This is a genomic window from Cohaesibacter sp. ES.047, assembly GCF_900215505.1.
Lineage (GTDB): Bacteria > Pseudomonadota > Alphaproteobacteria > Rhizobiales > Cohaesibacteraceae > Cohaesibacter.
Genome location: NZ_LT907844.1, coordinates 2,387,060 through 2,407,193 on the forward strand (window position 1 = coordinate 2,387,060; position 20,134 = coordinate 2,407,193).

At 55.5% G+C, this 20,134-nt stretch carries 20 protein-coding genes; 15 read left to right on the forward strand and 5 right to left on the reverse strand.

Translation table 11 applies throughout. From position 1 onward, the window contains the following. Positions 1-335 precede the first annotated feature (335 nt). The 11 genes from ccoN to CPH65_RS10930 all read left to right on the forward strand — a co-directional run bounded on the left by ccoN (position 336) and on the right by CPH65_RS10930 (position 10,816). Complete coding sequence (gene ccoN, locus CPH65_RS10880) at positions 336-1,967, forward strand: cytochrome-c oxidase, cbb3-type subunit I (protein WP_096173490.1); 1,632 nt, start codon at positions 336-338, stop codon at positions 1,965-1,967. Between the two features lie 12 nt (positions 1,968-1,979). After that, positions 1,980-2,714, forward strand: a complete 735-nt coding sequence (ccoO, locus tag CPH65_RS10885; RefSeq protein WP_096173491.1) for a cytochrome-c oxidase, cbb3-type subunit II — start codon at positions 1,980-1,982, stop codon at positions 2,712-2,714. 11 nt (positions 2,715-2,725) lie between these two features. Continuing rightward, a complete protein-coding gene (locus CPH65_RS10890) occupies positions 2,726-2,878 on the forward strand; it encodes a cbb3-type cytochrome c oxidase subunit 3 (RefSeq protein WP_096173492.1) in 153 nt (50 codons plus the stop codon). A gap of 2 nt (positions 2,879-2,880) precedes the next feature. Next, positions 2,881-3,753 carry a cytochrome-c oxidase, cbb3-type subunit III gene (gene ccoP / locus CPH65_RS10895; protein ID WP_096173493.1) on the forward strand — a complete coding sequence of 291 codons (873 nt, stop codon included), beginning with the start codon at positions 2,881-2,883 and terminating at the stop codon, positions 3,751-3,753. 461 nt (positions 3,754-4,214) lie between these two features. Next, positions 4,215-5,666: a cytochrome c oxidase accessory protein CcoG gene (gene ccoG / locus CPH65_RS10900; protein WP_096173494.1), complete on the forward strand. Its 1,452-nt coding sequence runs from the start codon at positions 4,215-4,217 to the stop codon at positions 5,664-5,666. A 105-nt stretch (positions 5,667-5,771) separates the two neighbouring features. Then, the gene (locus CPH65_RS10905; RefSeq protein WP_157747623.1) at positions 5,772-6,275 is read left to right on the forward strand and encodes a FixH family protein; all 504 of its coding nucleotides are present in this window, start codon (positions 5,772-5,774) and stop codon (positions 6,273-6,275) included. Positions 6,276-6,311: 36 nt separating this feature from the next. Further along, complete coding sequence (locus tag CPH65_RS10910) at positions 6,312-8,576, forward strand: heavy metal translocating P-type ATPase (RefSeq protein WP_096173496.1); 2,265 nt, start codon at positions 6,312-6,314, stop codon at positions 8,574-8,576. Between the two features lie 119 nt (positions 8,577-8,695). Beyond that, the gene (gene ccoS, locus CPH65_RS10915) at positions 8,696-8,890 is read left to right on the forward strand and encodes a cbb3-type cytochrome oxidase assembly protein CcoS (protein ID WP_096173497.1); all 195 of its coding nucleotides are present in this window, start codon (positions 8,696-8,698) and stop codon (positions 8,888-8,890) included. 156 nt (positions 8,891-9,046) lie between these two features. Further along, positions 9,047-9,526 carry a hypothetical protein gene (locus CPH65_RS10920; RefSeq protein WP_096173498.1) on the forward strand — a complete coding sequence of 160 codons (480 nt, stop codon included), beginning with the start codon at positions 9,047-9,049 and terminating at the stop codon, positions 9,524-9,526. After that, positions 9,523-10,197, forward strand: a complete 675-nt coding sequence (locus CPH65_RS10925; protein ID WP_096173499.1) for a DedA family protein — start codon at positions 9,523-9,525, stop codon at positions 10,195-10,197. The genes CPH65_RS10920 and CPH65_RS10925 overlap by 4 nt, the downstream gene beginning before the upstream one ends. After that, a complete protein-coding gene (locus tag CPH65_RS10930) occupies positions 10,181-10,816 on the forward strand; it encodes a LysE family translocator (protein WP_096173500.1) in 636 nt (211 codons plus the stop codon). The genes CPH65_RS10925 and CPH65_RS10930 overlap by 17 nt, the downstream gene beginning before the upstream one ends. A 116-nt stretch (positions 10,817-10,932) precedes the next feature. On the opposite strand, the gene hemA is transcribed toward CPH65_RS10930, so the two are convergent. Then, positions 10,933-12,210 (reverse strand): 5-aminolevulinate synthase, encoded by a 1,278-nt coding sequence (gene hemA / locus CPH65_RS10935; protein ID WP_096173501.1) that lies wholly within the window; start codon positions 12,208-12,210, stop codon positions 10,933-10,935. Positions 12,211-12,800: 590 nt separating this feature from the next. Here hemA and CPH65_RS10940 point away from each other — a divergent pair. Continuing rightward, positions 12,801-13,319, forward strand: coding sequence for a response regulator transcription factor (locus CPH65_RS10940; protein WP_096173502.1), 519 nt, complete (start codon positions 12,801-12,803; stop codon positions 13,317-13,319). 36 nt (positions 13,320-13,355) lie between these two features. Here CPH65_RS10940 and CPH65_RS10945 read toward each other — a convergent pair whose 3' ends face one another. From CPH65_RS10945 to CPH65_RS10955, 3 genes are all read right to left on the reverse strand, one after another. Beyond that, a complete protein-coding gene (locus CPH65_RS10945; protein ID WP_096176361.1) occupies positions 13,356-14,465 on the reverse strand; it encodes an ATP-dependent RecD-like DNA helicase in 1,110 nt (369 codons plus the stop codon). A gap of 275 nt (positions 14,466-14,740) precedes the next feature. Beyond that, entirely contained in the window at positions 14,741-15,418 is a 678-nt protein-coding gene (locus CPH65_RS10950; protein WP_096173503.1) for a TetR/AcrR family transcriptional regulator, read from the reverse strand. Positions 15,419-15,740: 322 nt separating this feature from the next. Beyond that, positions 15,741-16,667, reverse strand: a complete 927-nt coding sequence (locus CPH65_RS10955) for a DegT/DnrJ/EryC1/StrS family aminotransferase (RefSeq protein ID WP_244574632.1) — start codon at positions 16,665-16,667, stop codon at positions 15,741-15,743. On the opposite strand from CPH65_RS10955, the gene CPH65_RS24555 reads away from it, so the two are divergent. After that, the gene (locus tag CPH65_RS24555) at positions 16,563-16,814 is read left to right on the forward strand and encodes a hypothetical protein (protein ID WP_244574685.1); all 252 of its coding nucleotides are present in this window, start codon (positions 16,563-16,565) and stop codon (positions 16,812-16,814) included. The two genes, CPH65_RS10955 and CPH65_RS24555, sit on opposite strands and share 105 nt — an antisense overlap. 235 nt (positions 16,815-17,049) lie before the next feature. On the opposite strand, the gene CPH65_RS10960 is transcribed toward CPH65_RS24555, so the two are convergent. Beyond that, positions 17,050-17,967, reverse strand: coding sequence for a MurR/RpiR family transcriptional regulator (locus tag CPH65_RS10960; protein WP_096173505.1), 918 nt, complete (start codon positions 17,965-17,967; stop codon positions 17,050-17,052). A gap of 361 nt (positions 17,968-18,328) precedes the next feature. Between CPH65_RS10960 and CPH65_RS10965 the strand changes: the two genes are divergently transcribed. Then, on the forward strand, positions 18,329-19,186 hold the full coding sequence (locus CPH65_RS10965; protein WP_096173506.1) for a 3-keto-5-aminohexanoate cleavage protein: 858 nt from the start codon (positions 18,329-18,331) through the stop codon (positions 19,184-19,186). Positions 19,187-19,322: 136 nt separating this feature from the next. After that, positions 19,323-19,940, forward strand: a complete 618-nt coding sequence (locus CPH65_RS10970; RefSeq protein ID WP_096173507.1) for an NUDIX domain-containing protein — start codon at positions 19,323-19,325, stop codon at positions 19,938-19,940. Positions 19,941-20,134: the final 194 nt, after the last annotated feature.

Consider the following 20,134-nt stretch of genomic DNA (forward strand, 5'->3'; position numbering starts at 1 on the left):
GCCACTTACGGCTCATAGGGCAAATGCGGACGTTTTCGGGCTTGGACTTCAAGTTATTGTGTTATAAGGGTAAAAATTATCCATGCTGGTGGTGGGACATATTTACCTGTGACCACGAGTCGCACTTGGCAGCCAGCCCTCCCCATTCCGTTGACCTGAGTCAAAGCGTATGAAGGGGGGCGTCCATAGGGTTTGACCACCCTTTGGGGGAAGTGCGTTCCAATCTCGGCTTGCGTCTATATGGCTTACTCAGACCGCAAGCATGGAGGATCGACCATTAAAGCTTTAGCGCCGGACAACCTCTTGTTGTGCGCCGCTGGAGATGGGACTAAAAGATGGCTCACACGACAAAAAGACTCTCTGTTGAAGAAGGTGCTTTTGCAGTTTTCCTGACTGTTCTCGCCTTCGCCTGCCTGACTATCGCCGCTAAAGCGGTTGATGGCGTCATGGCATTTCATGCAACCGTCGGGCTGATTTTCTCAGCCCTCGGTGTGTTTCTTATTTTCAATGCCTATTTCAAGCGTCCTGTCGACGTCGATGAAACAGGCTACAACCTCGGCCCGATCAAGTTCGCGACGGCTGCTGCCATGTTCTGGGGGATCGCAGGATTTCTCGTTGGCGATATCATCGCCTGGCAGCTGACATTTCCGATTCTGAACTTTGATCTTGAGTGGACCAGTTTCGGTCGATTGCGCCCACTGCATACATCTGCGGTGATCTTCGCATTCGGCGGCAACGTGTTGCTCGGCACCTCCTTCTATGTGGTGCAGCGGACCAGTCACGCGCGTCTGCCTGGCCGGATATCTCCGTGGTTCGTGATCCTGGGCTATAACGCCTTTATCGTGATCGCGGGTACGGGCTACCTTCTGGGTGCGACCCAAGGCAAGGAATATGCAGAACCCGAATGGTATGCCGACCTTTGGCTGACCATCGTCTGGGTGGCCTATTTGCTGGTGTTCCTCGCGACTTTGTGGAAGCGCAAGGAGCCGCATATTTATGTGGCAAACTGGTTCTATCTGGCCTTCATCGTAACGATTGCCATGCTTCATATTGGCAACAACCTATCGATTCCGGTCACGGTATTTGGCATCAAGTCCTATCAGGTCTTCTCTGGTGTGCAGGATGCCATGGTGCAGTGGTGGTACGGCCATAACGCAGTGGGCTTCTTCCTCACCGCCGGCTTCCTCGCCATCATGTACTACTTCATTCCCAAACGTGCCGAGCGTCCGGTCTATTCCTACCGGCTGTCGATCGTGCATTTCTGGGCCCTGATCTTCATTTATATCTGGGCCGGACCGCACCATCTGCATTACACCGCTCTTCCCGATTGGGCGCAGACCCTTGGCATGACCTTCTCCGTCATCCTCTGGATGCCGTCCTGGGGTGGCATGATCAACGGCCTGATGACCCTGTCTGGCGCTTGGGATAAGCTCAGAACCGATCCAGTGCTGCGCATGATGGTTGTTTCTGTTGCCTTCTACGGCATGTCGACCTTCGAAGGTCCGCTGATGTCCGTTAAGGCCGTGAACTCCCTGTCGCATTACACGGACTGGACCATCGGTCACGTGCACTCCGGTGCTCTGGGTTGGGTTGGCTACATTTCCTTCGGTGCTCTCTACTGCCTCGTTCCGTGGCTGTGGAACCGCAAGAAACTCTTCTCCAATACCCTTGTCGAATGGCACTTCTGGATCTCGACGCTCGGTATCGTTCTCTACATCACCTCGATGTGGGTCTCCGGTATCATGCAGGGTCTGATGTGGCGTGCTTACGACAGCCTTGGTTTCCTTGAATATTCCTTCATCGAAACCGTCGAAGCCATGCACCCGTTCTATATGATCCGCGCGATCGGCGGCCTTCTGTTCGTCCTTGGCGCTCTGATCATGGCTTATAACCTCTGGATGACCGTACGAGTTGGCGAAAAGGCTCAGGCCGATGCTGCCGACCCGGCTCTGGTCCCTGCAGAATAAGGAACGGTTTCCATGTCTTTGATGAACAAACACGGCATTCTCGAACGCCATTCCATGCTTCTGCTCATTGGCATCCTGATTGTGGTTGCCATTGGTGGTCTGGTTGAGATTGTCCCGCTTTTCTATCTGAAAAGCACCATCGAGAAGGTGGAGGGCGTGCGTCCCTACACCCCGCTCGAACTCGCCGGTCGTAATATCTATATCCGCGAAGGCTGCTATCTGTGTCATTCACAGATGATCCGCCCGATGCGCGATGAAATCGAACGTTACGGCCATTATTCTCTCGCAGCTGAGTCCATGTACGACCATCCCTTCCAATGGGGATCCAAGCGTACCGGTCCGGACCTTGCGCGTGTGGGCAATAAATATTCCGACCTCTGGCACGTCAGTCACTTGACTGATCCGCGCTCGGTGGTTCCGGAATCCGTTATGCCCGGTTATCCGTTCCTTACCAAGCGCGAGCTGGAAGTGCCCGACATCAGGTCTGACCTAACGGTCAACAAGATTGTCGGTGTTCCCTACAGCGACGAACAGATCGCCAACGCCAAGGCCGACATGCTGGCCCAAGCAAATCCTGATGATGACAACATCGATGGCTTCGAAGAACGCTATCCTGATGTGATCTATCGTGATTTCGATGGCAACCCGGACCAGGTGACAGAAATGGATGCACTCGTGGCTTACCTTCAGGTATTGGGCACGATGGTCGATTTCTCCATCTATGATGACAAGGCTGACCTTCGCTAAGGAGCAGGTTTATGTCGACCTATGAAACTTTAGCTAACTTCGCGCAAACATGGGGCTTGCTCTATTTCGTGCTGATTTTTGCTGGCGTGCTGGTTTACACCTTCTGGCCGTCCAACAAGAAGCGGTTCGATGATGCTGCCAACATGCCGCTGCGGGAGGATTGAGAATGAGCGATCACGAAAAAGAAATTGACCATCTGTCTGGTGTCGAAACCACCGGTCACTCATGGGACGGTTTGAAAGAACTGAATAACCCGCTGCCACGCTGGTGGCTGTGGACCTGGTACGCCACCATCATCTGGGGTATCGGCTATTGGGTGCTGTATCCCGCTTGGCCACTGGTCAATGGTTACACTCAGGGCCTGTTGGGCCATTCCAACCGTGCCGAAGGCATCGCTGCCTACAACGAGTTGGTTGAAACCCGCCTTGAACAGGCCTCCGGTCTGCAGTCAGCCTCGGTCGAGGAAATCCTCGGTGACGAAAATATGCGTCAGTTTGCCGTTGCACAGGGTGCTGCTGCCTTTGGTGACAACTGTGCCGCCTGTCATGGCACGGGGGCAGCCGGTGGTGAGGGCTATCCGAACCTGCTGGATGATGATTGGCTTTGGGGCGGCACGATTGATGCCATCCACGAGACCCTTCGCGTCGGCATCCGGTCCGGTCATGAAGACGAGCGGTTTGGCAACATGACGGCTTTCGGTCGTGATGAGATCCTCTCTAAAGAGGAAATCGAGACCCTCGCAAGCTATGTCCAGTCTCTCTCGGGCAGTGCGCCCGAAGGTGCTGATCTGGACGCCGGTAAGGTGTTGTTTGAAGAAAACTGCGTCGCCTGTCATGGCGAGGATGCCAAGGGCATGCAGGAACTCGGTTCACCAAACCTGACCGATGCCATCTGGCTCTATGGTGGCGATCGCGAGACCATCATCGAAACGATCACCAATGGTCGTGCCGGTGTCATGCCCAGCTGGGAAGCCCGTCTTGATCCGCTGACGATCAAGTCTCTGGCGGTCTATGTGCACACCCGAGGTGGTGGCCAGTAACAGGTCGCGCTTGCGGCTATGATACGGCGCTCGATCTTCGAGTGCGACAAGAATGAAGCCGGGGCCGGTTTGAACGCTGGCCCCGCGTCCTGCAAGCGGTTGACCGACTTTGAAACGAGCCGATCGGCCCGACCAGTTCTCCGAGCTCTTCAAGGCAGTGCTCATTGCTGATGCCCAAAGAAGCCGGTGACAGGTTTGAACGTGCTGTCTTGCAATACAGTCCTGGCTCATCCCGGCCGACAGAAACGGGAACCGGAGCAGATGCGAAATACGCGACAATTTGCCTCGGTATTTTCACGCAAAAATAGTCTACTTGATAGACCATGAGCACGATGGACCGCTGAACGAGACACAAATTGAAGTAGATTAAATGCCTGTTAGCAGGCCCGGCAAGTGATGGACCTGTTTGCCGGACTACGGACAGCCAACTGGCAAAGACGACTGTTTCGAGGAGAAGCGAGATGACGGTGGAAGCCCCAGGGACCAGCTCGGGCGGTGATGTACTCTATGCGAAGGCCAAGAAGGTCTTTCCGCAAAGTGTTCAAGGCCGCTACCGAAATTTCAAATGGGCGTTCATGATCGTGGCGCTCGGTCTCTATTATTTCCTGCCCTTCGTGCGGTGGGATCGCGGCCCGGGTGCTCCCGATCAGGCCGTTCTGATCGATTTTCCTGCGCGGCGGTTCTATTTCTTCTTCATCGAAATCTGGCCGCAGGAAATCTATTATCTCACAGGCCTCTTGATCCTTGCGGCTCTGACGCTGTTCCTGATGAATGCGCTCGCGGGACGCGTCTGGTGCGGTTACATGTGTTTCCAGACGGTCTGGACTGACCTTTTCATGCTGGTCGAACGGTGGATCGAGGGCGATCGCCGTGAACGCATCAAGGCAGATAAACAGTCTTTGACGGCCAAGAAGGTCGGTCGCACGGTCTTCAAACATTTTGTCTGGTTGCTGATCGCGTGGTGGACCGGCGGCGCCTGGGTGCTCTACTTTGCCGATGCGCCCACACTGGTGACTGAGCTGGCCTTTGGACAAGCGCCGATGGTGGCCTATCTCTGGATCGGCATTCTGACGGCGACGACCTACATCATGGCTGGCCACATGCGCGAGCAGGTCTGTGTCTATATGTGCCCGTGGCCGCGCATTCAGGCTGCCCTGACCGACGAATGGGCACTCAACGTTACCTACCGCACCGACCGGGGTGAGCCGCGCGGCTCTCTGAAAAAGATGAAGGCGCGTGCCGAAGAGGGCTTGCCTGCCGGGGATTGCGTCGATTGCGGTCAGTGTGTGGCCGTCTGCCCGACTGGCATCGACATTCGGGATGGTGCCCAGCTCGCCTGCATCCAGTGCGGACTGTGCATCGATGCCTGCGACAATGTCATGGAGAAGGTCGGCAAGCCACGCGGTCTCATCGACTATGAAACCGACGTCAACATCCAGCGCCATCTTGAAGGCAAGGAAAGCGTTTACCGTTTCATTCGCCCGCGAACGATCATCTATATGGCGATGATCGCCTTTGTTGTCGGCCTGATGGTCTTCACTCTGATCAATCGGCAGTTGGTTGATCTCAATGTCCTGCATGACCGCAACCCGCTCTTCGTGCAATTGTCTGACGGGTCGCTGCGCAATGGCTACACCATCCGCCTGATCAACAAGGCAACCACGGCGCGCGATTTTGAACTCAGTCTGGTCAATGCGCCAGAAGGCTTTTCAATGAACGCGGTCGGTGTCAAGAGTGATGATCCCCGATCCATGGTCGTGCCAATTCAGGCTGACCTGACAAAGGAACTCCGGGTTCAGGTCTTCTCGCCGCCCCAAGCACAGCTCGAGAAGTCCCAGCCGATTGCCTTCAATATCCGGGATACAGAGACGGGTGAAGGCCAGACCGTATCGGATTATTTCAAGGCTCCGTAAGGCGCTTTCTAACCAAAAAGACATGAAGCAGAGGCTTTTGGTGGCTATCCAAAGTCTCTGTTTCGCTGCAAAATGACCCCTGAAAAATTGCACGGAGACCCAAGAATGGCACAACAGAGACTGGACGCTTCTGAAAAGAAACTGACCGGCTGGCATGTGTTGCTGTGGATCTGTGGTTTCTTCGCCGTGGTATTCACTGCCAACGGCGCGTTCGTCTACTACGCCAGCACCAGTTGGCCCGGCGTGGTGGAACAAAGCCCTTATCAGGCCAGCCAGAATTACAACAACACCCTCAAGGAAGCGCAGGCTCAGGCAGATCGTCAGTGGCAGATGGGGATAGAGCTCAAACGGCGCCAGAATGACGTCTTCCTGATTGTCGAGGCGCGCGACAAGCTGGACAATCCGATTACGGATCTGGTTATAGAGGCGAATATCGGTCGTCCTGCGACAGAAAGCTTTGACCGTCAATTGACCCTGTCTTCCAAGACCGGCGGCACGTATCAGGGCACCATAGGCACGCTTGACCCGGGCCGCTGGCGCATCAAGCTAGAAGCCCTCGAAGACAGCGAGGTCATGTTCCAGACGCTCCAGACGGTCACGCTGAAGTAGCATCAACAAGCAAAGAAAGACATCAGCAGGCTTGCTATGACGGCAACGGACACTGTAGAGCGTGATTGGTCGGCCTTTTCCGAAAGCCTGCCCGATGGCAAGCAGAAGCTGGCGCTTGCTGTCGAAGGGATCTATTGCCCTGCCTGCATGACGCGCATCGAGAAGGGCCTCATGGACCTTGAGGGCGTCTCCAACGCCCGCGTCAATCTCTCTTCGCATCGCCTTGCCGTCACATGGGATCCAGCCGAGACGGATCCGGACAGGCTGCTGATACGCCTCAACGATCTTGGCTATGGCGCGCATCCCTTCGATCCCGGCCGCGTCAAATCCGAAGAGAAGAAGGAAAACCAGCGGCTTCTGCGCGCGCTGGCCGTTGCGGGTTTTGCCGCAATGAACGTCATGTTGCTGTCCGTCTCGGTCTGGTCGGGCAATGTGTCGGATATCACGCCCGAGACGCGTGATTTTTTCCATTGGCTTTCGGCTTTCATCACGCTGCCTGCAGCGGTCTATGCAGGTCGGCCGTTTTTCGGCTCGGCTTGGCGCGTGCTCAGAAAGGGCCACCTCAACATGGATGTGCCGATTTCCATCGGCGTGATCCTTGCGCTCTTCCTCTCGCTCCTCCAGACCATCCAGCATCAGAAGGAAGCCTACTTCGAAAGCGCATTGATGCTGTTGTTCTTCCTTTTGATCGGCCGTTGGCTGGATCAGATGATGCGCCTGAAAACCCGCTCCTTTGCCGAGAACCTGACCGCGTTGAAAGCCGAGACGGCCATGAAGCTGTTTGGCGACGGCGCCTTGCGCGAGGTGCCGCTCTCCAAGATCGAACCGGGTGATCGTGTCCTTGTGCGCCCCGGCGAGCGGGTTTCGGTCGATGGCACTGTTGAGGCCGGTGCGTCGCAAATCGACCAGAGTCTCGTGACCGGCGAGACCATGCTCATCGAGGTGGGCGAGGGCGATGCGGTCTATGCCGGAACGCTCAATGGAGAAAATGGCCTGACCATCTCGGTCACTGCCGCGGCCAAGGGCACCCTACTGGACGAGGTCAATCGCCTGATCGAAGAAGCCATGGAAGCCCGGTCGCGCTACCGCAAGCTGGCAGACCGCGCAGCCGATCTCTATGCCCCCATCGTACACACCGCCTCGGCTCTGACCTTTGCCGGTTGGTGGCTCTGGGGCATTGGCTGGCAGCCCTCGCTCGTCATTGCGATTTCCGTTTTGATCATCACCTGCCCCTGCGCGCTTGGCCTTGCCATTCCGGCGGTGCAAGTGGTTGCTTCGGGGTCGCTGTTCCGCAATCAGGTGCTGCTCAATCGTTCCGACGCGCTTGAGCGCTTTTCGAGGGTCGACACCGTCGTTTTCGACAAGACCGGAACATTGACGCGCCCCAGTCCCGGTATCGTCAACCCCGATGCCTGTGATCCGGAAAGCCTCAATCTGGCCATCGCGCTCGCCAAATCATCCAGCCATCCCTTGTCCGCGGCGCTCGCTGCCATGGATCGCCGCATCCGCCCCATCGCGGACGCGAGCGAGGAAAAGGGCAAGGGCTTGACCGCATCGGTGGATGGCACGGAAATCCGTCTGGGTTCACCAACCTTCTGTGACGCAGAAAGGGAGGCCGAGAGCGTCAGGGCCGCCCATCCGTCCGCATCGCTTCTGGCTTTTCGGTATGGATCCAATGCACCCGTAGTCTTCGCCCTTGAACAGCAGTTGCGCTCCGATGCCATCGAGGTCATTGAAGCCCTGAAGGCGCGGGGCATGGCCCTGAAGATCCTCTCTGGCGACCAGCCCAAAGCCGTTGCCGCCGTCGCCGAAAAGCTCGGGATTGAAGCATTCCATGCGGGCATTGCCCCAACAGACAAAATCGCCATGATCGAGGCAGAAAAAGCCAACGGCGCTGTGGTGATGATGGTCGGAGATGGCCTCAACGATGCCCCCGCGCTGGCCGCCGCCGATGTGTCCATCTCGCCGGTCACCGCCGCACATGTCTCGCAGGCTGCCGCCGACGCGCTGTTTCTGGGTGAGAAACTGGCTCCCGTCCTTCAGGTCATCGACATCGGCAAACGCGCCCGCCGGATCATGGAGCAGAATCTCTGGGCGGCCACCCTTTACAACATGGTTGCCGTGCCCTTTGCCATTGCGGGGTTTGTCACGCCACTGATCGCGGCGCTTGCCATGTCCGGATCCAGTCTGGTGGTGACCCTCAACGCCTTGCGCGCCCGCGCCAGAAGCGATCCGTGGTTCACCGATAACGTTGCCTTTGACGAAGCCCTCAACGAACAGAAGCCGATGAGAGAGCTTTGATCCGCTGACCGACATCGGTCCGACATCGGCCCGACATGGACTGGGGCGATATTTATAATTTTCACCAAGACCAACTCCTGCTAAGCCTAGAGGGATGCTTGGACAAGGAAGATCAAGACATGAGCGCTCTGCTTTTTCTCATTCCTGTAGCCCTTTTCCTCGGGGGACTTGGGCTCGTCGCTTTTCTCTGGTCCCTCAAAACCAACCAATATGAAGACATTCAAGGGGCGGCCTACCGCATCCTCGACGATGATGATCTGAGCCCGGAAGAACAGGCAAAAATCAATGCCAAGGGGCAGAGCAGCGCGGATTGAGCTGTCTTGCGCCGCCCAATGCGTTCCTTTGGATCATGAAAAGTCGCCATCGGAATTAAAAGGTGGGGTATCCACCTTGGCCATCTCGGTCTATCGTGTAGGGGCTGTCGTCATGGCTGACCAATATGAAACGGTCGGTGGTTCGGAGAAGACGGGATGATCAAGGCCCTGCGATATTTCTGGAAAGAGCAGCCTGTCGCGCTGTCGGCTTTGATTCTGGCTTTGTGCGTTCTGGTCTTCTTTGGTGCGCGCTTTGCCATGAGCTTTATCTATTTCCAGGATCCGACGCATCGCAATGAAACCCTGCAGAAATGGATGACACCCAAATATGTCGGGATGAGCTACCGCTTGCCGCGGGACGTCATCCATGACGTCATGCAGCTTGAGGATTTCGAAGGAAAGCGCATCAAGCTGGAGGATGTCGCGGAGAGGATGGGCATCACGCTCAAGGAACTCGAGCAGCGTGTCCGGGCCGCCAAGCGTGCCTACGAGGCTGGCAAGACGTCTGGTCAACAGCCACAAGATGAAAGTCAGACCCGCCCCCCGGCACCCGCATCGCAGTCCTCTCTGATCGACAGGCCAGGCAACACCCCGATACAAGACAGGCAGGCCGAACAAAGGGAGAGCAAGGCATGACCGAGGCGATCCTTGCCCTGATCCCGACCTTCGGTCTGTGGGTTCTGTTTTTTACGGTGCTCCTGAGCTGTCATGCAATTCCTGTCCCCGCTTCCATGTTGGTTCTGTCGTCCGGAGCCTTTGCTGCCTCCGACGACCTTGAACTCTATCAGGCCTTGCTGGTTGCTTTTTGTGCTGTCGTTCTGGGCGACCAGTCTGCTTACTGTCTTGCCAGACTTGCGGGGTCTCCCCTCATTACGCGATTGCGAACATCCAGCAAGATCGATGGCATGATCGACCGCGCAGAGGACATGTTCAAACGGCGCGGAATGCTCGCCGTTTTCCTCTCGCGCACCATTTTCAGTCCCGTTGGGCCGTGGATGAGCGTTTTGTGCGGTTCCATGAAAGTGAAATGGCAGCATTTCGCGATTGCCTCTATTCTTGGCTCGGCAACATGGGTGACAGTCTATGTCATGATGGGATATGTCTTTGCCGATCGCCTGACTGAGTTGGCCGAGTTGGCAAGTCAGGGCATCGGCTTCATCGCAGCGTTCGGTGTCGCAATTGCCGCCGGATGGTGGTTGCGCCAGAGCTGGAAACGCTATCGTGACACCCAAGAAAGAGGAGAAGAGACCGAGGCGACCGGTGACACATCGGACGCGGTTCTTCAGACCAATGTCGATACCATTTGATACGCTTCTTGTTTTTCTGGCCGCATCTCTGGCGCTGGGCATTGCGCCCGGCCCGGATAATATCTTTGTGCTGACGCAATCGGCACTCTATGGCCGCAAGGCGGGCTGGATGGTGACGCTGGGCCTATGCACCGGCCTGCTCGTTCACACCACTGCCGTCACCCTCGGAATTGCGGTCCTGTTCCAGACGTCGACGCTGGCCTTCAACATCCTCAAATTCGCGGGCGCTGCCTATCTTCTCTATCTGGCTTGGGGCGCATTTCGCGCAAAAGGCACAGAGATGGGCACCCGAGAAGAGAAGGGAAAGCCGGTCAGTCTGTTGGCGCTTTATGGGCGCGGCATTGTCATGAATGTGACCAATCCCAAGGTTGCCATTTTCTTTCTCGCCTTTCTGCCACAGTTTGCCAACCCGGATAGCGGCTCCTTGTCCCTGCAATTGTTCGCTTTCGGTCTCCTGTTCATATTGGCAACGATTCTTGTCTTCGGCACCATCGCTATCGCCGCCGGATCGCTCGGCGGCTGGTTGCGCAGTTCTCAAAGAGCACAGATCATCATGAACCGGATCGCGGGGGTGGTCTTTGTGGGGCTCGCCACCCGATTGGTGATGACACAGCGTTGACCCCGCGCAGCCTCGATCTCGAGCGCCTCAAACCATTGGGCTGAAAAAAGAAAACCCCGCCATCAGGACGGGGTTTCTGTCTTGTCGTCATCGGAGTTCCGGCTCTCGCCGTTCTCTCAACCTCCAGCAGCCTCGAATACCTCCTGAGCCACAGGTTCGTTGAGATTGTAGAAGGAACCCGGCTCGATGTAAGGCAACTCGAGGCGTTCCCAGACATCAATGAGGGCAGCCCGCAGGCCATCGACCAGATGATCGTCATGGAACGGTGTCGGCGTAATGCGCAGGCGTTCGGTGCCGCGCGGTACGGTGGGATAGTTGATCGGCTGGATATAAATGCCGTGTTGCTCAAGCAGAATATCGGAAGCTTTCTTGCACAGGTCGGGATCACCAACAAACAGCGGTACGATATGGGTCTCGGACGGCATCACCGGCAACCCTGCCTCTGACAGCATCGCCTTGGTGCGAGCGGCCTGACGCTGCTGGCCGTCACGCTCGGCCTGGCTGTCCTTGAGGTGCCGGACCGAAGTGCAGGCCGCTGCAGCGATTGCGGGCGGCATTGCGGTGGTGAAAATGAAGCCAGGTGCATAAGAGCGTACGGCGTCAATGATGGCGCACTTCCCGGTGATATAGCCGCCAAGTGTGCCGAAGGCCTTCGCCAGTGTGCCTTCGATGATGTCGATCCGGTCCATCAGGCCTTCGCGTTCGCAGATGCCTGCGCCGCGTGGGCCATACATGCCAACCGCATGGACCTCATCGATATAGGTCATGGCGTTGTATTTCTCGGCCAGATCGGCGATTTGCTCGATCGGTGCGATGTCGCCATCCATGGAATAGACGGATTCGAAGACGATCAACTTGGCGCGCTCGGTTCCGGCTGCAGCCAGCAATTCTTCCAGATGCTCAAGATCGTTATGCCGCCATAGCTGCTTCTGAACGCCAGAGCTTTTCACGCCTGCAATCATGGAAGCATGATTGAGCTGATCGGACAGGATCAGGCAATTGGGCAGCAGTTTGGCGATGGTCGAAATGGCCGCTTCGTTTGAGACAAACCCGGAGGTAAAGACCAGAGCGGATTCTTTGTTGTGCAGGTCGGCCAATTCGGTCTCAAGCTGCACCAGCGGATGGTTGGTGCCTGAAATGTTGCGCGTACCACCGGCACCCGTGCCCATCTTGTGCGCCGTATCGCTCATCGCTTCGATCACGGCTGGATGCTGCCCCATGCCCAGATAGTCATTGGAGCACCAGACCATGATTTCTCTCTCAAGTCCGTTTTCTGCCCGCCAGATTGCGCGGGGGAATTTGCCCGCCTGCCGTTCCAGATCGGCAAATATACGATAACGCTTTTCCGTCTTCAGAGACGAGACGGCATTTTCGAAGAACTCGAGATACTTCATGGAACTTGGCATCCGCTTATTTTGGTCCAGACAGCGAACCGGTCGGTCAACTCCAGAGCCTGACGCACCTTGTTGTGACGGTGTGCATCCTGTTGGTCAGACATGGCTTTGGACTGCTTGATTACTGCTCACTTTGCGCAGCCGCCTTGGGCTTTGTCAATTGTTAGAAGCCTTACAAATTGTTAAGGCCGCGTAATGTGACATCTTGCTTCAAGGCGTTTAATTTTAGGATGGTTTTGCCATTTGGCAATGGCTTTTGCAAGCGCAGGAAGCAGCGCTAGACAGAGCTTTTTGCGGCCATCACGCCTTTTTTGTCACGGCCCATCAGCAAAATGCGACCTTCGTTGTACAGGACGCTCGCCGAAAGGGAGAAGAGCTTGCCCAACCAGAGCCTTGCCAAGCTTCTAGCCCAAAAGAAAATGCAGCTCCCAGACATCGGCAGCGCACCGGCAAAGCCTTGACACGAGGCGCAAATCGATTTGATTCAAGCAAACACAGTAAAGATTCTTAAAGGCTTTATGCTTACAGTTAGGCTACCGATGTATCTGGCGGGGAGTTTCCGTCAGTGGCGTTAAGGTGTGGAGTATTCAATGTCTGTAACAGTGCTTTCGGCCCTCAGGGTCCTGGTGATCGAGGATAGCGCCTACATGCGCACGATCATCCGCACGATCTTGCAGGGATTGGGTGTGCGAGAAATTTTCGAGGCTGAAGATGGTGGTGTGGGCCTTGAGAAGCTCGAACAGCTCTCGCCGGACGTCGTGATCATCGACTGGGTTCTGCCGATTCTCGATGGACCGGAACTGGTGCGGCTCGTCCGCAACCCCAATCACCCGATGGGGACCGTGCCGATCATCATGATATCATCCTATGCCGAAAAGCATCGCATCATGGAAGCCAAACAGCTGGGTGTGCATGAGTTCCTGCGCAAGCCCTTCTCGGCCAAGGACATGTATTTCAGGATGGTTGCGGCCACCTCGATGGAACGCCCCTTTGTGCGCACGGACACCTATTATGGCCCCGCTCCAAGAGAGGCCGTAACACGCCGGACTGGCGACGGGTTGAACGATCAGCCGGGCCAAGGCGTATCGATGCCGACGGCCTTCGCCTGAGGCGGCCAGCTCTTCATCAATCATTCTGTCTTGAGATTATCGAACGATGGTCAGTCGCTCTGCTGCGCGGGTCACGCCGGTATAGAGCCAGCGCTGGCGATGATCCCGGAATGCCCAGCTCTCATCAAACAACATCACTTCATCCCACTGTGAGCCTTGCGCCTTGTGCACGGTTAGCGCATAGCCATAATCGAAAGAGTCACCCTGTTTGCGCACGGTCCATGGCACTTCGCCACCACTCTCCTCGAACAGCACCTTTGGAACCTTGAGTGGAACGCGCCCGGACAATTCGTGGCCGAGTTCGGGAGAGACGCGCATCTTGATGTCCTTGCCCACCCGACTGGTGATCTTGTCCACCATCCAGATGCCACCATTGAGCAGGCCCTTTTGGTGATTGTTGCGAAGACAGACCAGCTTGTCCCCGATCTGAGGGTAGGGGCCTTCGAATTCTTTCAGCTCTCTTAGTCGCTTGTTGTATTTCTGGCGGGTCACATTGCGCCCCACAAGCACCTGATCGGCACTCAGGACTTGCTCGGTTTCAAGGGATCGCCGACCGATGACCTGCACAGAGCCATAGTCGCCAAAGGCCGGTTCTTCGCCTTCGCGCACCTGTTGGGCCAGTCGCACAATGGGATTGTCCCGTGCCTGCCGGTGAATTTCCGTCAGCATCATGTCCGGCTCGGCGTCGGTGAAATATCCGCCACCCGAAACGGGAGGCAACTGGGCCGGGTCTCCGAGCACGAGAATAGGCTTGCCAAAGGACAGAAGATCCGAGCCGAGCATTTCGTCGACCATCGAGCATTCATCGATAATGATCAGATCGGCATCATGAGCAGGGCTATCGCGATTGATGACAAAGGCGGGAACATCGCTTTCCTGATCGTCGTCATCGCTGGTATCGGGCCGGTAGATCATGGCATGGATCGTGCTGGCGCCGGGGCAGCCTTTCTGCCTGAGCACCTGAGCTGCCTTGCCGGTGAAGGCCCCGAAAAGCGTCGTCCCATCAACCCCTTCGGCCAGATGCCGTGCCAGCGTGGTTTTGCCGGTGCCAGCATAGCCGAACAGACGGAATATGGGCTCATCACCCTTCGCAATCCATTCATTGACCGTCTTGAGTGCGGCATCCTGTTGTTGCGACCATTCCATCGTTGCCCCCAGCTGGCTCTTGCCGGTGATTTTGATAGCCAGAAATTCCAAGTCCGATCCAGAATCAGTTGCCTATCTGCCCAAGATCGCGCCGAGACTGGCGAAGCTATGACCAAAGATCAAGCTGAGAGACTGTGCGGCGATGAAAAGGAGAAGAAAATGTGAACATCTCAACCGCCACAGGGCTCTGAGGGCTCTGAGGGCGCTAAGGGCATGAAACAAAAAAATCGCCACGTTGAGCGGCGATTTTCAATAGCTGTCGTCTTGCTGAGGCTTTAGGCCTCCATCAGGCTGCGTTCCGCAACTTCTGATTGGCGAATAGCCTCCATGGGACGACTGTGTGACCGTATGAGTGCCGCAAAATGAGGCGACAATCCTGCGAGCTGGTCCAGCCCAATTTTCGCCAGTCTCAGTTCTGTCGGATCAATCCGGGAGAAATGCGCTAGACCGATGAAAATGCACAAAAGATGGTCAAGACTGACCGTGCCATTTGCTGTTGCGGCCGGAACTTCCGTCTCCAGACGCCGGATGACGTGATCGAGGCCATCCGCCAGTTGGGCATAATAGTCCTGATAAATTTCGTAGGCATTTTCATCCTGTGGCGTCAATTCACTGAGGCCATTGAAGAACAGGCATCCTCGCCCGCGCCCTTCTTGCGCCAGAAAATTGCTGAAATCGAGGATGAAGTCGATCAACAGCAGATCAGGCTTTGATTGGTTCGCCTGTACTGTCGGACTCATCAGCATGCGCAAGGGCGATGCCTCGATATATCGCTCCAGAACAGTTGCAAGAATTCCCTCTCGGGAGTTGAAACTGTTGTAGAAACTCGAACGCTGGATTCTCATTGCCTCTACCAGCGAACTGATTGATGTTCTCGCAATTCCGTCTGCCCAGAAGCAATTGCTTGCTGCTGTCAGAACATTGTCGAGATCAAATTCCTTAGGTCTCCCCATGGTCTACCTCGTGTTGCCGCTTTTTAAACCACCAAAATTAGTCTTCTATAACGAAAATCTACAGTTGATCGGATAAGGCTGCAACATGGTTGGTAGAAAAAGTGGCATCTTGGACATCAACTCACAAAAGATTGAATGCGATTTTATCGCCTATGTTCAACCTGTTATGTTGGAATATGACTGATCAATAACAAAGAAATTTGCGTAATTATACCCAAATTCACGCGGGGCTTTTATGATTCTGTACGGAACAGGCAATTGAAGTTAATGGCTTATTACTACCTATGCGTACATATTAAACGTCAATTCTTATCCAAAAGCGTCAGTTTGAACTGAACTCTGAGAAGTAATTTTTGACTGACTGTACTAAAAAGTTTTGTTCACGCCGCCCGATATGAGGCCCTGTGGGTAAACTGAGGGCACCATAAGACCACTTTGACGCCAATGGACAGTATGTCTGTGAAACCTGGTGGGAGAAAAACTGCAAATCACTCAAATTCCGATAGCTGCGATAGATTTCGAATCCTTCGGAGCGCAATTTTTCGAACAGTGAGTCTCTATGGTCAGCCTCGACATGAATCGGATAGCTCACGAGCCGGCGGCTGATTCCAGAAGACGCGGCAAGACGCCGGACCGGAAGTTCTGCGAGCAAGTCATCATAGCGTGCAACCTGCTGATCGATCCCCTTTTGAATCTCCTCAATTGCATGAATGGCGTCACACAATCGCTTGTCATCGATTTCACACACATCATCGATCAAATCGATCAAAGGGGCATCGGGCCAGCCAGAGGCGGGATCATCTAGGAGACGCTCAGAGAAGTCGTTCTGCCGTGTCCAGAGTGACAGCAGCTGATGATAGTGTGCGGTGCGCGTGACGATGAAGCCGGGAAGGTGGCCTTCGCTTTCCCGCAATCCTGGCAGACAACATACGAGCATGTCGCTGTGTTGAGCCGGATACTCAACCCCGCCAAGCGCTGAAAAGGCATCTGAGCCATCTTCGATGATGCAGATGCCGCGATCCACGAGCAGGGCGTGCAATGGCTCCGTCGGGGCGATCTGGCCATAAAGATGAGAGACGACGACAATCCGGGTCTTCGGGCTGATTGCGGCCTCGACCGCCGCAAGATCAAGCAGGAGATGATCATGCGATACATCGACAAACACCGGTCGTGCCCCGGTAAGCTGGATTGCATGGGCAATTCCGACAGGAGCAAGCGCTGGCAGGATGACTTCGTCTTCATGCCCCAGCCCAAGCGCGAGAAAAGCCGCATAGAGCGCCGTCGACCATCCCGAAGCGAAATGAACGTGGCATCCCTTGAAGTGGGCGTGCAACAACGCCTTCGACTCGGACTGCGTTGCCGCAGTTCCGATTTCAGCCTTGAGCCCGGAGGGTGAAGAGAGGTCTGTCGACGGCCGGAGAAGCGACCGAAGCCGCGGATTGATTGAGAATTGAGGGACCATTTTGATGCGCCGGTTTAGAGATCTTTGAGCGCAAAGATAGGTCCGAAGCCGTGCAATCCCCGTTAACTTCGACCCATTCCACTAGGGTTTTACGGAGTGGAAATTGCGGAAAACCACGGAAAAACCCTTTCTCGGTAAAGGAAGGGTGAAGGCTTGACTATCTGAAGTGTCACCTCGCCTGTTCTGCACCCTCGTCCTCGTCATCATAGATTGGTTCAACCGGACTCAGATAGCCTTCGACAGCGTGAACCTGATCCCGGAAGGCGCGCAAGTTGTCGACCAGTTCAGCACCGCCCAGTCGCGCGCACTCGGCCAGAATAAGCTCACAGGCCGAAGCAGCGGGCACCAGAGACGGGATGAGCTGCGGCCCGGTCATGGGAACGAACAGGCCCATATCGGACAGCGGCACCGCAGGGGAGGACATGGTGTCGGTGATTGCCGCAATTTTGCAGCCACGCTTTTTCGCGATGGTGAGCAATCGCCCACCTTCTGAGGCGTAGGGTGCGAAGGTGAACAGGATGATGAGATCATTGGGGCCGGCTTGACCGAGCATGTCGAAGTGCGAGCCATCAGGGCTTTCAAGCAGTTCGATTTTGCGCATCGCGATTTTGCCCGCATAGGCAAGATAGTGCGCAAAGGCAAAGGAAGACCGGTATCCGGCGACATAAACCCGTTCGGCGTCAAGAATGGCTTTGGCTATCCTTTGCACCGCCCGTTGCGTATCCGGCTGGAACAGACTTGAGAGATTGCTCAGGGTCGCTTTGCCGATCTCGAAGAACGCATCGGATTCTTCTCCCCAGCGGCCGTCTTTCTGAAGTGCGGCGGCGCGTTCTTCAAGGCGCACATCCACCGTCTGCACGCCATCCTGAAAGACGGCCCGGAAGGGGTCATAGGTCGAAAAGCCGGCGACTTGCGCCAGCCGCACGATGGTGGAGGGATGGACATCAGCGGCCTTTGCCAGTTGGCGCACCGACTTGAAGGCAACATCCGCGGGATTTTCCAAGGCGTAGGAGGCTGCCACCTTCATTTGAGGAGACAGGTCGGCATAGGCATCCCAGAGCACTTGGCGCAGATCATCTAGTTTCATGGTTCATCTCCCTGCGGCTCGGGTCTGCGGCGGCGCGGAGCAGTGCAAGGGCCTTTAGCGGATTTGGGTCAAACGGTCTCCTTCATACAAAAGATGGGACGATTTGGCAAAGTCTGTCTGCCCAAGCGCGGTCATGACCAGATGCGCGTTTCTTGATCGTCTACTTTTCACACATTTTGGAATAGGTGTTTTTCATTAAGTAAAAAGAATGTATTAGGGTCGGATTGGTTGTTGATTTCAGGAAAACAGATTCCCTTGAAGTAGGGTTTCTGATTAAATTTTCATAGTTAAATTTTGAGACGGTCGAGCACGGCGCATTATAGTCTCATAATATAGTTCATATGAGTGAGTGGGGGGCACGATGATCTACGGAACGCCGAAACTGGCGGCATTGACAATGTCGGCAAATGGGCCAGTTCGAACGAAGCGGGACGCTTTCGGGCTACCTACCAGACTTGAAGAGCTTGTTGAATGCGCCCGATCCGCCAAAGAAGCAGGGGCGGCGCTCTTCAGTTTCACGGTTCGGGACGACAAGGGAAACTGTTGCATTGACGCGGCCCGGTGCCGGGACGCCATGAATTTACTCAGGGCCGAGGTCGGGAGCGGTCTTTTGTTGCAGATGGAGCTGGATACCGGATCGGGCCTCCCCCCAGAAGCGATGGCTGATTTTCTGCGCGATGTGTCACCGGATATCATTCAGGTTCGCTTTGATCAGATACTCCCGCGCACTGGCGATGAAAGCGACGAGGCTGTGGCTCGGGATCTTTTCGATCTGGCCGAAAATCTCGGCATCGGCGTTCAGATCGCAATGCACCAACCCGGAGACATCGACTGGTTCTATGCCTTTCGCCAATATGGCATCATTCCCGAAAGTTGCCGTTCTCTGGTCTTCGTGCTTGGAGAAGACGGCGATGAGCCGGACTGCGACCCTCAGGATCTGCGGCGTTTCCTCAATGCCTTGGAAAAGCAGAGGCTGATGGGCCGGATGGTCTGGTCTGTCGCGGCGTTTGGCCCCGGGGAAACAGCCTCTCTCAGCGCAGCTCTGGCTCTGGGCGGGCATGTTGCGGCTGGCTTTGCCTATAATGTGCATGGTGTGAATGGAGAGGCTTTCGCTTCCCAGAAAGATCAGATAAGCCTGTTGGCGAAAACAGCGGGCCGACTTGGCCGTCCAACCGCCGGCGCATTTGAAGCACGCGCCCTGCTGTTTGGCCCCAAATGACCCGTCTTGAGATGTGTCGTTGGCTCAACGCGTAACGCGCTCATCCTTTTGGGATAGACAAATGTGTTTCATGGCCTTGCGGAAGATCATTTAGATGATCAAGGGCACATGAAACGGGCAAAAAGGCACAAGACCCATGTCTGACCGTTTTCTTCCTCGACACGACAATGTCAAAGCCGAGATCTCCGAGCGTACACTCGAGTATGACGGCTTTATCAAGCTCTATACCTGCAAGGTCGATTACAACCACTCAACCGGTGACCGGCGCAGTGTCGAGCGGGAAATCCACGACCATGGACACGCCATTTGCGTTCTGCCTGTTGACCGGGATCGTCGCGTCGCGCTGCTCGTTCGACAGTTGCGCATCGGGCCATTGGCCAACGGAGACCGGGATCCGATGATATTGGAGGTCGCAGCAGGGCTCGTTGATCCGGGTGAAACCGCTGAAGAAGCCGCCCTGCGCGAAGCCCGCGAGGAGTTGGGCTTTGATTTGAATGATCTCTTTCACGTGACAAGTTTCTATGCCTCGCCAGGCACGCTGACGGAAAAGATTGATGCCTATCTTGCGAGCTACACGCTCAACGACAAGATCCATGCCGGTGGTGGACTTGATGCGGAAGATGAAGACATCATCGTTGAGGAAATTGCCCTTGACGAGTTGGGCGAGGCGGCACTTCAGGGCAATTTGCGTGATGCAAAGACTATTCTCCTTGTGCAGCATTTGATGCTTGGAGAACCCGAGCTATTTTTCTGATCAATCCGGTATTTTAAGACACAGACGGTCGTAGTTTCGCCAATATTTACAGTGATCTAATCAGTCAAAAGCGCTGTATATCACGCAATCTTGACGGTTCGCTCCATCGCTTGTGGTTACAATACGGTACAATTTGTCAAACTTCATGACTTGAGCACCCGGTTGTACTGGGTGATAACTCTGGCTTGTCGGAT

What these genes read in the sequence shown, in the direction of transcription:
- ccoN (WP_096173490.1), top strand. Translation starts at nt 336, where the DNA reads ATGGCTCACACGACAAAAAGACTCTCTGTTGAAGAAGGTGCTTTTGCA.
- ccoO (WP_096173491.1), top strand. Translation starts at nt 1,980, where the DNA reads ATGTCTTTGATGAACAAACACGGCATTCTCGAACGCCATTCCATGCTT.
- CPH65_RS10890 (WP_096173492.1), top strand. Translation starts at nt 2,726, where the DNA reads ATGTCGACCTATGAAACTTTAGCTAACTTCGCGCAAACATGGGGCTTG.
- ccoP (WP_096173493.1), top strand. Translation starts at nt 2,881, where the DNA reads ATGAGCGATCACGAAAAAGAAATTGACCATCTGTCTGGTGTCGAAACC.
- ccoG (WP_096173494.1), top strand. Translation starts at nt 4,215, where the DNA reads ATGACGGTGGAAGCCCCAGGGACCAGCTCGGGCGGTGATGTACTCTAT.
- CPH65_RS10905 (WP_157747623.1), top strand. Translation starts at nt 5,772, where the DNA reads ATGGCACAACAGAGACTGGACGCTTCTGAAAAGAAACTGACCGGCTGG.
- CPH65_RS10910 (WP_096173496.1), top strand. Translation starts at nt 6,312, where the DNA reads ATGACGGCAACGGACACTGTAGAGCGTGATTGGTCGGCCTTTTCCGAA.
- ccoS (WP_096173497.1), top strand. Translation starts at nt 8,696, where the DNA reads ATGAGCGCTCTGCTTTTTCTCATTCCTGTAGCCCTTTTCCTCGGGGGA.
- CPH65_RS10920 (WP_096173498.1), top strand. Translation starts at nt 9,047, where the DNA reads ATGATCAAGGCCCTGCGATATTTCTGGAAAGAGCAGCCTGTCGCGCTG.
- CPH65_RS10925 (WP_096173499.1), top strand. Translation starts at nt 9,523, where the DNA reads ATGACCGAGGCGATCCTTGCCCTGATCCCGACCTTCGGTCTGTGGGTT.
- CPH65_RS10930 (WP_096173500.1), top strand. Translation starts at nt 10,181, where the DNA reads ATGTCGATACCATTTGATACGCTTCTTGTTTTTCTGGCCGCATCTCTG.
- hemA (WP_096173501.1), bottom strand. Translation starts at nt 12,210, where the DNA reads ATGAAGTATCTCGAGTTCTTCGAAAATGCCGTCTCGTCTCTGAAGACG.
- CPH65_RS10940 (WP_096173502.1), top strand. Translation starts at nt 12,801, where the DNA reads ATGTCTGTAACAGTGCTTTCGGCCCTCAGGGTCCTGGTGATCGAGGAT.
- CPH65_RS10945 (WP_096176361.1), bottom strand. Translation starts at nt 14,465, where the DNA reads ATGGAATGGTCGCAACAACAGGATGCCGCACTCAAGACGGTCAATGAA.
- CPH65_RS10950 (WP_096173503.1), bottom strand. Translation starts at nt 15,418, where the DNA reads ATGGGGAGACCTAAGGAATTTGATCTCGACAATGTTCTGACAGCAGCA.
- CPH65_RS24555 (WP_244574685.1), top strand. Translation starts at nt 16,563, where the DNA reads ATGCGATACATCGACAAACACCGGTCGTGCCCCGGTAAGCTGGATTGC.
- CPH65_RS10960 (WP_096173505.1), bottom strand. Translation starts at nt 17,967, where the DNA reads ATGAAACTAGATGATCTGCGCCAAGTGCTCTGGGATGCCTATGCCGAC.
- CPH65_RS10965 (WP_096173506.1), top strand. Translation starts at nt 18,329, where the DNA reads ATGATCTACGGAACGCCGAAACTGGCGGCATTGACAATGTCGGCAAAT.
- CPH65_RS10970 (WP_096173507.1), top strand. Translation starts at nt 19,323, where the DNA reads ATGTCTGACCGTTTTCTTCCTCGACACGACAATGTCAAAGCCGAGATC.